The organism is Acidobacteriota bacterium (genome assembly GCA_035471785.1).
In the GTDB taxonomy this organism is placed as follows: domain Bacteria; phylum Acidobacteriota; class UBA6911; order RPQK01; family DATIPO01; genus JANQFM01.
The window spans coordinates 23,482-37,626 of sequence record DATIPQ010000024.1 but is presented as its reverse complement, the minus strand read 5'-3'; the positions used below and the strand labels follow the sequence as shown (position 1 = coordinate 37,626).

General features: G+C 61.5%; 16 protein-coding genes. 9 read left to right on the top strand and 7 right to left on the bottom strand.

Annotated elements, in window-relative coordinates; translation table 11 throughout:
* Positions 1–7 precede the first annotated feature (7 nt).
* From flgK to VLU25_04330, 3 genes are read left to right on the top strand one after another with little or no spacing between them, the layout of a single operon-like run.
* Positions 8–1,375: a flagellar hook-associated protein FlgK gene (gene flgK / locus VLU25_04340; protein HSR67147.1), complete on the top strand. Its 1,368-nt coding sequence runs from the start codon at positions 8–10 to the stop codon at positions 1,373–1,375.
* Between the two features lie 10 nt (positions 1,376–1,385).
* Entirely contained in the window at positions 1,386–2,270 is an 885-nt protein-coding gene (gene flgL / locus VLU25_04335; protein ID HSR67146.1) for a flagellar hook-associated protein FlgL, read from the top strand.
* A gap of 10 nt (positions 2,271–2,280) precedes the next feature.
* On the top strand, positions 2,281–2,736 hold the full coding sequence (locus VLU25_04330; GenBank protein ID HSR67145.1) for a flagellar assembly protein FliW: 456 nt from the start codon (positions 2,281–2,283) through the stop codon (positions 2,734–2,736).
* Positions 2,737–2,753: 17 nt separating this feature from the next.
* Here the strand turns inward: VLU25_04330 and VLU25_04325 are convergent, their stop codons facing one another.
* Complete coding sequence (locus VLU25_04325) at positions 2,754–2,891, bottom strand: hypothetical protein (protein HSR67144.1); 138 nt, start codon at positions 2,889–2,891, stop codon at positions 2,754–2,756.
* 49 nt (positions 2,892–2,940) lie between these two features.
* On the opposite strand from VLU25_04325, the gene csrA reads away from it, so the two are divergent.
* Together csrA and VLU25_04315 are read left to right on the top strand one after the other, a co-directional pair.
* Positions 2,941–3,162: a carbon storage regulator CsrA gene (gene csrA / locus VLU25_04320; GenBank protein ID HSR67143.1), complete on the top strand. Its 222-nt coding sequence runs from the start codon at positions 2,941–2,943 to the stop codon at positions 3,160–3,162.
* Positions 3,163–3,233: 71 nt separating this feature from the next.
* Positions 3,234–3,713 carry a peptidylprolyl isomerase gene (locus VLU25_04315; GenBank protein ID HSR67142.1) on the top strand — a complete coding sequence of 160 codons (480 nt, stop codon included), beginning with the start codon at positions 3,234–3,236 and terminating at the stop codon, positions 3,711–3,713.
* Positions 3,714–3,722: 9 nt separating this feature from the next.
* Here the strand turns inward: VLU25_04315 and VLU25_04310 are convergent, their stop codons facing one another.
* The 5 genes from VLU25_04310 to VLU25_04290 all read right to left on the bottom strand — a co-directional run bounded on the left by VLU25_04310 (position 3,723) and on the right by VLU25_04290 (position 9,854).
* Positions 3,723–5,507 (bottom strand): PQQ-dependent sugar dehydrogenase, encoded by a 1,785-nt coding sequence (locus VLU25_04310; protein ID HSR67141.1) that lies wholly within the window; start codon positions 5,505–5,507, stop codon positions 3,723–3,725.
* Between the two features lie 112 nt (positions 5,508–5,619).
* Positions 5,620–5,841, bottom strand: coding sequence for a hypothetical protein (locus tag VLU25_04305; GenBank protein HSR67140.1), 222 nt, complete (start codon positions 5,839–5,841; stop codon positions 5,620–5,622).
* Positions 5,838–7,580, bottom strand: coding sequence for a carbamoyltransferase (locus VLU25_04300; protein ID HSR67139.1), 1,743 nt, complete (start codon positions 7,578–7,580; stop codon positions 5,838–5,840). The genes VLU25_04305 and VLU25_04300 overlap by 4 nt, the downstream gene beginning before the upstream one ends.
* Positions 7,577–8,806: a hypothetical protein gene (locus tag VLU25_04295; protein ID HSR67138.1), complete on the bottom strand. Its 1,230-nt coding sequence runs from the start codon at positions 8,804–8,806 to the stop codon at positions 7,577–7,579. Before VLU25_04295 ends, VLU25_04300 begins: the two co-directional genes overlap by 4 nt.
* Positions 8,796–9,854, bottom strand: a complete 1,059-nt coding sequence (locus VLU25_04290) for a class I SAM-dependent methyltransferase (protein HSR67137.1) — start codon at positions 9,852–9,854, stop codon at positions 8,796–8,798. Before VLU25_04290 ends, VLU25_04295 begins: the two co-directional genes overlap by 11 nt.
* A gap of 105 nt (positions 9,855–9,959) precedes the next feature.
* On the opposite strand from VLU25_04290, the gene VLU25_04285 reads away from it, so the two are divergent.
* Genes VLU25_04285 through VLU25_04275 form a run of 3 tightly spaced genes read left to right on the top strand, consistent with a single transcriptional unit; the run spans position 9,960 to position 12,026 of the window.
* Positions 9,960–10,118 (top strand): DUF5989 family protein, encoded by a 159-nt coding sequence (locus VLU25_04285; GenBank protein HSR67136.1) that lies wholly within the window; start codon positions 9,960–9,962, stop codon positions 10,116–10,118.
* Between the two features lie 59 nt (positions 10,119–10,177).
* Positions 10,178–11,557, top strand: a complete 1,380-nt coding sequence (gene miaB, locus VLU25_04280; protein ID HSR67135.1) for a tRNA (N6-isopentenyl adenosine(37)-C2)-methylthiotransferase MiaB — start codon at positions 10,178–10,180, stop codon at positions 11,555–11,557.
* Entirely contained in the window at positions 11,541–12,026 is a 486-nt protein-coding gene (locus VLU25_04275) for a bifunctional nuclease family protein (protein ID HSR67134.1), read from the top strand. Before miaB ends, VLU25_04275 begins: the two co-directional genes overlap by 17 nt.
* Before the next feature lie 186 nt (positions 12,027–12,212).
* On the opposite strand, the gene VLU25_04270 is transcribed toward VLU25_04275, so the two are convergent.
* Positions 12,213–12,440, bottom strand: coding sequence for a CDGSH iron-sulfur domain-containing protein (locus tag VLU25_04270; GenBank protein HSR67133.1), 228 nt, complete (start codon positions 12,438–12,440; stop codon positions 12,213–12,215).
* 271 nt (positions 12,441–12,711) lie between these two features.
* Here VLU25_04270 and glnA point away from each other — a divergent pair, with 271 nt between their 5' ends.
* Positions 12,712–14,127, top strand: a complete 1,416-nt coding sequence (glnA, locus tag VLU25_04265) for a type I glutamate--ammonia ligase (protein ID HSR67132.1) — start codon at positions 12,712–12,714, stop codon at positions 14,125–14,127.
* Positions 14,128–14,145 lie beyond the last annotated feature (18 nt).

Genomic DNA, 14,145 nt, shown 5'->3' with positions numbered 1-14,145 from the left:
ATACACCATGAGCGGTCTTTTTACAATCATGCGCAACAACGTCAGGTCGCTGACCAACTTCCAGGCCGGCCTGGCCGTCGTCAGCGACAACGTGGCCAATGTCAACACGGCAGGCTACACACGCAAGCGGGCCCTTTTCACCTCGACCCGACCCGAATTGCGCAGCTACGGGTTTTTAGGCACGGGCGCCGAGATCAGCCGCGTGGAAGGCGTGCGCGACTTCTTCATCGAACGGCGCCTGATCACCGAGCTTCAGAGCCAGGGCTTCTACCAGGGACAGCAATTCGGCCTGCAGCAGATAGAGGGAACCGTCTTTTCATCGACCGAGAGCGGAATTCCCGACCAGATCTCGCGCTTTTTCAACTCCTTCTCCGACCTCACCAACGACGGCTCCTCACTGGCGCTTCGCCAGGCTGCCATCAGCGAAGGCGAGCGCTTGGCCGACCAGTTCAATACCGCCTTCCAACGCCTGGGGCGGCTGGCCCTGGACAACCATCAGCAGATCGAGGATACCGTCGGCCAGATCAATTCGCTGAGCCAGCGCATCGCCGACCTCAACGGCGAATTGACGCGAGCGGGCGCTTCGGGGCAGGACGGCGGCGTCTTTCAGGATCAACGCCAACAAGCCCTTGAAGAACTGGCCCAACTGGTGGAATTCCGCGTGGTCAGCGACGAAAACGGAATCATCGATGTCACCACCACCTCAGGAGCCCCTTTGGTCCTGGGTACGGAAACCAAAGAGCTGCGCGCTGAGACCTCGGCCGGCAGCACCGCCATTTTCGTGGAAAACCGCGAAGTGACAGGCGACATAACCGGCGGGGAGTTGGGTGGCCAATTGCTGCTCGACCGCCAGACCATCCCCAGCTTCATCGGCGATCTCAACCTGCTGGCCGAAGAGATCGCCTCCCAGGTCAATGCCGCTCATAGCGGCGGGGAAGACCTGAACGGCAATGCCGGACAGCCGTTTTTCTCCTTCACTCCGGGAGGCGCCGCCGGGACCCTTTCCGTCGCCATTTCCGATCCGCGCCAGGTGGCGGCCCGCAACCCCGGCAGCGGACCCGGCAACGTCGACATCGCCCAGCAGATCGCCGACCTGCGCGAACAGCCTTTCGCCGCGCTGGGAGACAGTACTTTTAGCGAGTTTCATTCCGACGTGGTTTTCAGAGCGGGACTGGAGTCGCGCAACGTGCAGGAGAGCCTGTCGGTGCAGCAGGTGGTGGTCCGTCAGGTCACCAACGCCCGCGATTCGGTCTCCGCCGTCTCGCTCGACGAAGAAGCCGCCAACCTGGTCCAGTTCCAGCGCGCCTACGAGGCCAGCGCCCGCTTTTTCCAGGTAGTCGACCGCCTGCTGGAAGAAACCATGAACCTGATTTAAGGACGATGCCATGAGAGTCGCCGACCGAACCAACTTCAGCCTGCTGTTGGAGAACCTGGCCAGGATCAACCAGCAGATCTTCAAGCGGACCCGCGAGATCAGCTCGGGCAAAAAGCTGCATGAACCCTCTCAGGACCCCGCTCCCAGCGCGCGCCTGGTGCGCTTGCGCGACGAGCTATCGCGCATCAACCAGTTCCAGCGCAATATCCAGAAGTCAAGAGTGCGGCTGGGATCGGCTGATGAAGTCCTCAACTCGCTGCGCAACCTGATTGACGTGGTGCACGAGCGGGGCGCCTTCGGCCTCACCGAGACCATCAACCCGCAGCAGCGCGAGACGGTGGCCGACGAAATCGAACAGATTCTCAACAGCATCCTCAGCCTTGCCGACAGCGAAGTCGACGGACGCAAGATCTTCTCGGGCAGCCAAACCGACACCGAACCTTATCAGCTCGTGGGGGGCAGCTACGTCTACCAGGGCGACGGCGAGCGGCTGGAAGTCGAGATTGCCGATAACCGAAGCGTCCTCACCTCCATCCCCGGCCAGGAGATCTTCACCGATCCGTCCGCCGACTTGCTTAACTCCATCGCAGGCCTGGTGGAAGCTTTCCGGGCCGGCGACCGCGATGCGGCCAAGGCGTTTCTGGAGGAGATCGGCGCCGCCGAGCAATTGATCGATCTGGCCCGCGTGCGCATCGGCGAAGCGGTGCGGCTCACCGAGGAGACCGAAAGAGCCCACCAAGGCTCCAGGCTGCAACTGGTCCAGGAGGCCTCGGGAATCGAGGATGCCGACATCGCCGAAGCCATCACCGAACTGACCGCAGCCGAAACCAGTTTGCAGGCCACCCTGCAGACGGGCGCCCGTCAGCGCGTCTCGCTGTTTGACCTGATTGGATGATCGCGGCAAGATGAAACTGGCGATGACTCAAGCGCAAGAACTGCAGACCATCCGCTTCGGACCGGTTTCCTTCAAAGAGGAAGACATCGTCGAGTTTCCCGACGGCATGCCGGGATTCGCCAAGCTCAGGCGCTTCCTGCTCATCGAAAGCCCCGACTTCCAGCCCTTCAGTTTCCTGCAATCGGTGGAGGAGCCCTCCATTTCTTTCCCGCTGCTGCCACCCCAGGCGGTAGACTCCGACTACCACTTCGAGCTGCCCAAGAAGGACCGCCGGTCGCTCGACCTGGAACGTCCCGAAGAGGCGGCTGTCTTTTGCATCGTGACCATCGACGAAGACCCCTCCAAAGCCACCGTCAACCTCTTCGCCCCGGTGGTCCTCAACCTCCCCACCCGCAAAGCCGCCCAAGTTATCCTCTTCAACTCATCCTATTCCACCGCCACCCCCCTGCTCCCCGAATCCGCCTAGGTGTTACGGCTGAGCCGTCACTGCTTGAGAAGAGTCTTGACTTTTTCTTTGAGCGGCCGGCCGCGCAGGTTCAGGGCGCGGATGTCGGCCTGGCGTTCGAGGAGGATGGAGGCGGGTATGCCTGCAGGTGCCACGGCTGCGGACTTGGCGATCAATCTGGGAACTTGTCAGTTGCCCGGCTGGGGGGCATACTCTTGAGCAACGATGCTGGTTTTTACGCGCAAGGCGGGAGAGAGCTTGATGATCGGAGATGAGGTGACGATCAAGATCCTCTCCGTCGACCGCGACCAGGTGCGGGTCGGAATCGCGGCCCCGCGGGAAATTCCCGTACACCGCGAAGAAGTCTACAGGAGCATCGTGGAGCAAAACAAGCGGGCCAGCCGGCCCGTGGCCCTCTCTCCCGAACTGCTTTCGCGCCTCAAGTGACGGGGCTGCGGCAGGGCATGCAGGAGGCATCCGGGCAAAGCAGGATGTGCATTGGATCAGATCGGCACTGGATGTTGAAGTGCGTCATTGGGCCGGCGGCCATGCTGGCTGCTCTCATGGCCCCGGTTGGCTGCGGCGGCAAGCCTCTTCCTGAGGCCCAGCAGGGGGAGAGCATTCAATCCCATCACGTTCTGGAGAGAGACTTGGTGACCAGCAGGGCGGAGGTGCGCCACATCCTCATCGGCTGGAAGGATCTGGCCGGCATCTACGGCAGCGGATTCGACCGGCGGGCCGCCCAGCGTGACCTGGAGGAGGCCCGGGACCTGGTGCTGAAGCTGTTGCGCAGAGCCCGGGAGGGGGAGGACTTCCAGGCTCTGATGGAGGAATACAGCGAAGATTCCACCACGGCCGCCAACTCGGGCACCTATGTGGTCAGCCTGACCGCTCCTCTGGGCCCGGAGTTCACTAAGATGGGCATGCGCCTCTACCTGGGCGAGATCGGCGTGGTCAAGTCTCCCTACGGATACCACATCATCAAACGGGTCCAGTAACCGCCCTCTTCAAGGAAGGCTGGCGGAGACCACGCCGTTGGCGGTGAGGAGGACGGTGGCAGCAATCTCGCGGTCGGCGTCCACCACCAGCTTGGCCTGCAGCGACTGGGGGAGGACTCCGATCTCGGAAAGGAAGAGCGCACGGTGTTGCTGGGCCTCAAGGGTGAACTGCATGGAGGCCAATTCCTGCTCTTGGGCATCGACGACCCGCAGGGTGATTTCGACCGTGTCCGCGGGCCAGGGATTGACGACGGCGATCCCGGTGTCGAGAGAGGCTTCGAGGTCGCGTTGGGCCGGGGCTACAAGTCGGCGTCCCAGACGCGAGTTGTCCACCCCCGCCTGGGCCAGCAGGCGGGAATCAGGCCCGAACTGCTGAAACAAAGCGCTGGCCCGTATCGGTCCGTCACCCACGAAGGCCGCCCAACCGACACGCAGTTCCCCGGACTCGTCGCGGGGTACGACAACCCGCGAACTCTCAGGCGGGAGAGTGAAGTGGAACTCGGATTCAGTTTCCTCGCCGATCGTGAAGCTCAGCGGCTCTCCGTCAGAATCAAAGAAGAACAGATCGCCCCTGATTTCGCGCGTGGTGTCGTTGAGCAAGTGGATATTGGTGGAAAACGGGCCGGCCGAGCTATCTCCCACCGCCACTTGGGCCAGCAGCGAAAAATCGCGGAAGAGCACGCGGTGGATTCGTCCTCCCACGAGATCGCTGACATAAAATTCTCCGTCCTCCCCTTGGCCGATGGCGGCGGGAAGGAAGGAAGGAGTCCGCCCCAGGTAGCGGCGGGACCACTGGCCCGGCCCCTCCTCGCGCAGCGACCAGAATCGCCGGCTAATGAAGTCGGCGAATATGTAATCGCCCCAGACGCGGCTGGTCTGCGGCCCGCGGTAGAACATTCCGCCCAGCACCGCGGCTCCGTCGCTGCGCCCGTAGCTGTGGATAGGCAGGATGAACTCGGGATCTTCGCAGTCCTGGCGGGTTACCGGAAAGCAGTCGGGGCCTTCCATGTGGCTCCACCCGTAATTGCCCCCCCTGACCACGATGTCGATTTCTTCAATGCGCTGCGCCCCCACGTCGCCGACGAAAAGACGTCCGTCGGGACTGAAGGCCATGCGGTAGGGGTTCCTGAATCCCCAGGCCCAGATTTCGCCGCGGGCGCCGAACCGTCCCGTCAGCGGATTGTCGGAAGGGATGATGAAGGGAAGATCGGTCTCGACGTTGATGCGCAGGATCTTGCCCAAGAGAATCTGCAGGTTTTGGGCGTTGCGGTCCTCCTCGGGATCGCTTGACCCGTCGCCCGAGGAAATGTAGAGCATGCCGTCGGGCCCGAACTCCAGATCGCCCCCGAAGTGGATTTGCTCAGGATGGGGAATATTGAGCACGATTTTTTCCGTCGGCAGAGCCCGGTTGGGATTGTCGGGATCGACCGAATACTCGCCAATGCGAAGACGTCTCTGTCCCCCTTGTCCGGTGGCGTAAGCCACGAAGAAGCGTCCGTTGTCCCTGAAACGGGGATGAAACTCCACGTCCCAAAGGCCGCCCTCGCCCTCTTCGGTGACTCGGTTGGTGATGTCGAGGAAGGGCTCCGCCAGCAATTGGCGGCTGGCGATCACCCGGATGCGGCCACCCAGCTCGGTCACAAAAAGCCGTCGCGAGCCGTCACCGGCGTGGGTGATGCCGACCGGACGTTGAAGGCCCTCCGCCACCGTCTCAAAGCTGACCACCGACTGCGCCGACAAGGAGCAGACGAAAAAAAGGGAACCAAACGCAAGAATCAATGTGAATTTTCTCACAATCAAATCCTAACATCCTAGCGAGCCGCCTCAAACCGCCGAGGGCAATTGAGCCTTCACCGCGGTCGCTGAAACTTGACCCGTGTGTGTGCTTGTTGGCCACCGTGTGGCCCTAGTACTGTTTCTCAAAGTGTTCGCGCTTCAAAGGCCTGCGCGGCAGCCATCCCGGCGGATCTTCCCTACGGGAAAAGGTCCTGCGAACCCAGGCCACCGGAAAAAGCAAAGCATAAAAAGCGATAGACAGCAAGAGAAAATTGTTAACACGGCCCAGCACGCCTCCAATGGCCATGAGCACGGCGCGCATGCCTTTCCAGATTCGGCGCAGGGCGTTCATCGTTCCTCCAGCCCTGTGGGCTGCTCGCTTTTGAGCAGCAGGAAGGACCCCATAGCCAGGGCATCCATGCCGGTACGCATGAAGCACTGATAGGCGTCGTCGGGAGATTCGACGATGGGTTCGCCGCGGACGTTGAAGCTGGTGTTGAGCACGACCGGGCATCCGCTTTGGGCATGAAAGCTGTGCAGCAGGGAGTGGAAGCGGGGAAAGCGTGCGGAGTCCACCGTCTGCACGCGGGCCGAGCCGTCCACGTGGGTGATGGACGGCAACTGCCGGCGTTTCTCGGGGCGGACGGGTGCAACCAGCAGCATATAAGGACTGGGACGGTCGAGTTCGAAGTAGTCGGCGGCCCGTTCTTCCAGCACAGCCGGAGCGAAGGGCCGGAAGGACTCGCGGAACTTGATGCACAAGTTGACCTGCTCCTGCTTGTCCGAGCCCCGCGGGTCGGCCAGGATGCTGCGCGAGCCCAGCGCCCGCGGACCATACTCCATGCGTCCCTGAAACCATCCCAACACGTCGCCCCCCGCCAGGCATCGGGCCGCCCGCCGGTCCATCTCGTCTTCCTCGAGCCGGTGGTAGACGGCGCCGTATCCTCTCAGGGTGACTTCGATCTCGGAGTCGCTGTAAGCGCGTCCCAACAGAGAGCCGTTTTGGCTGTCGGCTGAATGGACCTGGCGGGGCCGCTCCAGGTAGCGATGCCACACGGCCAGGGCGGCTCCCATGGCGCCTCCCGCGTCTCCGGCGGCGGGCTGCACCCAGATGTCGTCGAATCCAGCCTCGCGCAGGATGCGTCCGTTGGCCACGCAGTTGAGTGCCACGCCCCCCGCCATGACCAGCCGGCGCTCTCCGCTGAGACCGCGCAGGTGGCGCGCCGTACGCACCAGGATTTCCTCAACCGCTTTCTGAGCCGATGCAGCTAAATCTTTATGAAATTGCGTTAATTCGCTTTCTGGTTCACGTGGAGGGTGGCCCAGCAGCCGGTTCATCTTGGACGAGGTCATGTGCAGTCCGGCTTCGTAGTCAAAGTAGCGGCCATCGAGTCGAAAGGAGCCGTCGTCGCCCAACTCCACCAAGTCGTTGAAGATCAGGTCAAGATAGCGGGGCTGGCCGTAGGGCGCCAGTCCCATCACTTTGTATTCGCCCGAATTGACCTTGAAGCCGAGGTGGTAGGTGAAAGCCGTGTAGAGAAGTCCCACCGAATGGGGGAAGCGGATCTCCTGCTCCAGAACCAACTGGCTGCCTTGGCCGCGTCCGAGCGTTGTAGTGGCCCACTCGCCCACGCCGTCGACGGTGAGGATGGCGGCGCTCTCGAAAGGCGAGGGATAAAAGGCCGAAGCGGCGTGCGATTCGTGATGTTCGGCGAACAGCACCGGCCCCTCGAAGTCCAGCTTCTCCTGCAGGGTCTGCTTGATCCACAGTTTTTCCTTGATCCAAACAGGGATCGACTTGAGCCAGGAGCGGATGCCGCGGGGAACGTGTTGGCCGTAGGTTTCCAGCAGGCGCTCAAACTTGGAGAAGGGCTTCTCGTAGAAGACGACATAGTCGAGGTCGGAGGACTCGATTCCGCCCATCTGCAAACAGGCGGCGATGGCGTTGGATGGATAGGAGCTGTCATGCTTGACGCGTGTGTACCGCTCTTCCTGGACGGCCGCCACCACCTTGCCGTCATGCAGCAGGCAGGCCGCCGAGTCGTGGTAGAAGGCCGAGATGCCCAAGATGCGGATGCCGTTCTTGCTCATGGGCGCTGGGTGTTCTCCCGGGTGATGGACTCGAGCATGGGCGCCAGTTCCTGGGCCAGACGCATTCCAACGGCCTGGTTTCCCGGCGCCGTCAGATGGGCGAAGTCGAAGAAGAGCTCGGCGCCTCCCGCCTGTCCTACGGTTTCCGTCATGTCCAGGTAGGGAATGGAGCGCTCCTGGGCCATTTCCAGGGCGCGTTCCTTGAGTCCCAGGGCGAATGAGCGGCGGGCGGGCGCTCCCTCCCGGTAGAGGTAGCGGGAAGGCATGATCATGAGCAGAAAGGGCACTCCCCGGCTGTGCAGCCATTGATGGGTTCCCTGCAGGGTGTCGAAAAGGCCCTGCCAGCCGCTTTCCAAACGCTGCGGCGTCAACAGGCTGCGGTCGAAGCCCAAAGTGTAATAAGTCTGCTCGGGCTGCGAGGCAAAGGGTTCGTTGGGGTCGAGGCGGAAACGCAGATTGAGCCAGCGGCGCGTCAATTCAGTCCACACGTAGGTGCGCTCCCAGGGGTAGGGTCCCCGCACGTAGGAGGCCAGCAGATTCCCGTCCCACCCCACCAGGTAGCGGCCGCCGTAGACGGCATAGGGCAGCAGGGGCGGGGAAGAGGCCTGGAAGCCACGCTGCAGCAGGGCTTCGTCGGTCACGTCGTTGCAGAGTTCGATCTCGATCACAACCGCGTCGGGCTGCAGGCTCAGGCCAAGCGTCTGCAGCGAAACGGCGTAGCTGGAAGGACTGTATCCCTGTCCTCCGGCGTTGATGACGCGCAGGCGTTTGGTCAGGGTGGGCTGAAGGGCCCGCTGAGCCACCTTGGTGTAGTGGTCGCGCGAGGGTATGCCCAGGCCGAATCCGATCGAGTCGCCCAGCGAGAGCACCCGCACTTCGCCGGAAGGCTTGGCGGCCGGGAAGTCCTCTTCGCCCCGGAAGCCGAAGTGGTTGGTGCGGAAGGGCTCATCCCAAATCACTCCCTGATAGTCGGGTTTGAAAGTGATAGGAAGGCGTCCAGTCATCATGACGTGGTCGCGGCTCTCCTCGGAATCGTCCAGAGCCGACCAGCGAAGGGCCCATTCAGCCAGACCGGACAGCAGCAGGAAAATCACTGCGAAAAAAGCCAAGCTGAGCAAGTAGAGCTTGAACTTGCGGGCAGGCGTCAGTCTTTGCTGTGCGGCCTCGGGCGCCGCCGGAGACGCTTCCTGGCGTGTGTCTGGGGCGGAGCGGGCGTCATCCGGCATGGGACTCTCCGGCGCGGCTGGACGGATTGGGGAGTGCAACCCCTTGCTTGCGGGCGATGAGCGTGAAGAACCCGCCCTCCTGAGCGCCCCTCCACAGTTGCGAGAACTCCTTGGCCGCCCGAGCCAGGCCGCCACCGGGCGGCTCGGGACGGAACAGATGTTCGTCGGCGGAAAAGGTCGATCCCAGGCGGGTCTTGGGGATGGTCTTGACCAACTCCAGACCGTTGGGCCTGAACCAGTCCAGCGTGCTGGCGATGGTGTATTTGACCTCGTGAGGATTGCGGTACTGGTCCTCGAACCAGGCCTTGCGCTTGGCGGCGCTCAGGCGGGCGCGCCTCAGACGGGGATCGAGCCCGGCCCAACGCTCTCCAGTGATACGGAAAAGCATGCGGCGAAGGTCGGTGCCCAGGCGTCCCCAGCGATGATAGAGGCCCACGATGAGGTGTCCGCCGGGGCGCACCAGGCGGGCCAGACGCTGGAATCCGGCATAGGGATGCGAGGTGTGGTGCAGCACCCCGTTGCAGATGACCACGTCGAAGGATTGCTCGGCGAAGACAGGACGAAAGAGATTCATCTGCAGGAAGAAAACCCGCTCCAGATCGTGGCGGTTTCGGAAGTCCTGGGCCAAGCGCAAGGAGGAAAGCGACAAATCGGTGCCCAGCACCGTTCGATGGGCGATCCCTAAAAAGCAACTGAGCTGTCCGGTGCCGCAGCCGGCCTCCAGCACGCGGGCTCCGAAGGGTATTTGCTCGTCCAGCAGGCGGGCGAAGACACCCCGCCGGGCCTTGTCCATAAGACTGCCCAGGCTGTCGAAATCGTCGTAGTCGGGAAAAGGGTGCTCCTCGTAGAACTCGCGGATGCGGGCGGTGACGTCTGATGGATCGCCGGCTCCCTCATGAGGATGATAGAGGCAGGGGATTCCCTGGCTGAAAGCGAACTCCCGGTCGCAATCGAGGCACCTCAGCACCCGGCCGCTCTGCCCCAAGCGGGCGCCGCAGAGGGGACAGCGGAGCAGGTGCAGGTAGGGGAGTTGGGGCGTGGTCGGCATTTGTGCTAAAAAATTAGCTTCTCTATTGGGAGCCCGGCTGCAGGGCGTCTGCGAAGCCGTCCGCTATTGTATCATCGAGCCCGCTTTTGCTAAATTGAAGAGGTTATGGGCAAGCTGAGCATCCTGGCCGAGCTGTTCGAATTCCTGCGCGTGCGCAAGAAGCTCTGGCTGTCGCCCATCATCCTCTTTCTGGTCCTGATCGGAATCCTTTTGGTCTTCTCTGAATCGTCCGCGGTGGCCCCCTTCATCTACGCCCTCTTTTAGGCCCGGCGCCGGGCCCGGGCGAAACGGCTTCTCTCCTCTTGGTGTAGAATGGGCTGTCTATGGCGCGTCGCTATTACATTGAGACTTTCGGCTGCCAGATGAACGAGCACGACTCGGAAAAGATTGCCGGTCTTCTCTCCCATCAGGGCATGGTGGCAGCCGCTCATCCCGACCAGGCCGACGTCTACCTCCTCAACACTTGCAGCGTCCGCGAGAAGGCGGCTCAGAAAGTTTACAGCCGTCTGGGAGAGTTCAAGTCGCGCAAGAAAGCCGATCCGGAATTCACCATCGGCGTGGTGGGCTGCGTGGCCCAGCAGGAAGGGGAGACGATGGTCGACAGGGCGCCATTCGTCGACCTGGTGGTGGGGACTCATCTCTATCACGAGATTCCCGACCTGCTGGAAGAAGTGCGGCAAGGGCGCGCCAAACAGGGGGCCGGCAGGGTGGCCACCCGATTTCTCGAGGACAAGGCTCCCGTCGAGATCTCCTCGGTCGACCGCAGCAGCGGCTTCCGCGCCAACATCACCATCATGGAAGGCTGCAACAAGCGCTGCAGCTTCTGCATCGTGCCCTTTACCCGGGGCAGGGAACGCAACCGCCCGGCCCTTCACATACTGGAGGAAGCGCGCCAGGCCGCTGGAGACGGATTCGTCGAGGTACTGCTGCTGGGACAGACGGTCAACAGCTACAAAGACCCCTCCGATTCCGGCTTCAAGTTCGCCGACTTGCTGGCCCGGGTGGCCGAGATCCAAGGCCTGCGGCGGGTGCGCTTTACCTCGCCTCATCCGCGCGACTTCCGCGACCAGGCCATCGAGGTGATCGCCTCCTATCCCAACATTTGCAACCAGGTGCATCTGCCTCTTCAATCGGGGTCCGATTCGGTGCTGAAACGCATGCGGCGCCAGTACACCAGCCAGTGGTTTCTGGAACTGGTGGACAAATTCAAGCGCTGCGGCCGTCCCATCGCCTTTTCAACCGACGTCATCGTCGGTTTTCCCGGCGAGAGCGAGGAAGACTTCGAGCGAACCCTTGAAGTCGTTTCTCGAGTGGGCTTCGAGTCGATGTTCTCCTTTAAATATTCGCCCCGGCCATACACCGAGGCCATGCCCTGGCAAGACGACGTGCCGGAGGACGTGAAAACACGCCGCCTGATGATGCTGCAAAGAATGCAGAAGGGAATCCAGCTCGATCTGCACAAGCAGCGCTATCTGGGGCGGGAAGTGGAGGTCCTTGTAGAGGGCCTGGCCCGCGACGGAGAAAACCGCTTCGGACGCACCCTCAGCGGCAAGGTCGTCAACTTCGCAGGAGAGGAAGAGGCCGGCGAATTCGTCTCTCTACGCATTACAGATGTCGGTCCCAACAGCCTCAAGGGAGAGCGCGTGACTCCCGCGGCCCTGGCTGGAGGCCCACGGAGGAGGCAGCATGGAACGCGAGTTTAGAATCAAAGGGCTGATGATGGATCCCATCACCAACTCGCCTATCGTAATCCTGCAAGACAACGACAAGACCACGCTCTTGCCGATCTGGGTAGGCATTTTCGAAGCCAACGCCATCGCCCTTCAAATCGAACGCATCGACACTCCGCGGCCCATGACTCACGATCTCATCAAGAATCTCATCGGCCAATTGGGAGGCGAGGTGGAGAAGGTGGTGGTGACGGAATTGAAAGAGAGCACGTTCTTCGCCGTCATTCATTTGATTCAGGACGGCGGACCCGTCATCATCGACAGCCGGCCCTCCGACGCCATCGCCGTGGCTCTGCGCACCGACTGTCCCATCTTCGTCACCGAACAGGTGATCGAGAGCTCCCGCAACATTACGCTGGAAAAAGAGAACGCCGATCCGGAAGAGGTCAAGAAATGGCTCGAGAACCTCAATCCGGAAGACCTGGGCAAGTACAAGATGTAGGGCGAGGCCCTGCATGATCTTGGTGCAAAAGGGCGCCGCATTCCTGCGCCCGCCTTTCACGGCCGACGACAACACCTCCTAAGCCCTCTCGCATTTATTGACATAATACACGTTAAACGAACATGCAGACGTGACCGGGCTAGAGGCGCAAATCCCCCCGGTTGACCGAATGTGGAGGGTTTCGAGCTACTTCCCGGGCGGCGGAGGCAGCTTGCGGGCTGCAACAACCGAATCAAAAGCGCACTCCTTGTGGCTGCCGTCGCAGAAAGGCGAGTTGCCGGTGCGCCCGCAGCGGCACAGCGAAATCACCGTGCGGCCGGCCAGGTCGAATTGATTCCCCTCAGCATCGAAGATCTTGAAATCCCCCGAGATGCGCAGGGGCCCGTTGTTCTTGCAGATGATTTCCGTGGACATGAAGCAAAGAGTAGCACAGGCCGTTTGGAAGCGGATCCTTTCTCAAAACGACCGAATCGGCTTTTTCTCAGTTAGGAGTGTAAGTCGTCAGACGTCAAATTGCCGGAGTTACGCTTACAGCAGGCCGCAAAATAGGTCGTTTTCCCGTCTAGTGTAGAAGGAAATCCGAAATTTCGGCGATATTTGTATTCCGCTCTCGCTCGTGTCAGAGGATATGTGCTACGCTCCCTCCTTCCAGTAGTGCAAACCTCTTTTCAGGAGACCGAGCAAAATGAACGCCAAAGAAGTCATCCAGTTCGCCAGGGAGCGTGAAATCAAGGCGGTTGACCTGCGGTTTTGTGACCTGCCGGGGCTGTGGCAGCACTTTACCGTGACGTCGGACATGTTGGACGAGGACAGTTTCGAAGAAGGCTTCGGATTCGACGGTTCCAGCATTCGGGGCTTCCAGAAGATCCAGGAAAGCGACATGCTTCTCTTCCCCGATCCTGAGAGCGCCTTTGAAGACCCCTTCACGGCAGAGCCCACCTTGGTTCTCTTCTGCAACGTGGGCGACCCCATCACCGGCGAGCCCTACAGCCGCGATCCCCGCTATGTGGCTACCAAGGCTGAAAAATATCTGCAATCCACCGGCATCGCCGACACCGTATACTTCGGTCCCGAGCCCGAGTTCTTCGTCTTTGACGACATTCGCTTCGAGGTCTCGCCCAACCGCTCTTTCCACCAGGTCGATTCCGTCGAGGGTCCCTGGAACACGGCCCGCGACGAGCAGCCCAACCTGGGTTACAAGCCGCGCTACAAGGAAGGCTACTTTCCCGTCCCTCCCATGGACTCTCTGCAGGACATCCGCACCGAGATGATGCTGCTGCTCAAGCAGGTGGGAATCGAGGTTGAGGTCCACCATCACGAAGTGGGCAGCGGCGGCCAGTGCGAGATCGACATGCGCTTCGATACCCTGCGTCAGATGGGAGATAACTTGCTCAAGTTCAAGTACATTATCAAGAATGTTGCACGCCGCCACAACAAGACGGTCACGCTCATGCCCAAGCCGGTTTTCACCGACAACGGCTCGGGAATGCACTGCCACCAAAGTCTCTGGAAGGATGGCAAGAACCTCTTCTATCAGGCGGGAACCTACGCCGATCTGAGCCGCGAGGCGGTCCACTACATCGGGGGGATCCTCAAGCACGCTCCCTCGCTGCTGGCTTTCTGCGCCCCCACCACCAATTCCTACCGCCGCCTGGTGCCGGGATACGAGGCCCCCATCAACCTCATCTACTCGCAGCGCAACCGCAGCGCCTGCGTCCGCATTCCGGCCTACTCGCGCAGCGAGAAGTCGAAGCGCATCGAATTCCGTTCTCCCGACCCTTCAGCCAATGGATATCTGGCTTTTGCGGCCATGATGATGGCGGGATTGGACGGCATCCAGAACAAGGTCGCCCCGCCCGATCCGATGGACAAAGACCTCTACGACCTGGAGCCGGAAGAGATGGCCGAAGTGGCCAACCTCCCGGCCAGTCTGGAGGAGTCCCTGGCGGCCCTGAAAGACGACCACGACTACCTGCTGCAGGGTGATGTCTTCACCTCCGACCTGATCGAAAGCTGGTTGGAGTACAAGTGGAAGCACGAGGTCGAACCCATGCGGCTGCGGCCCCACCCCTACGAGTTCGCCCTCTACTTCGATATTTAGCGGCTTCGCGCCTACAGG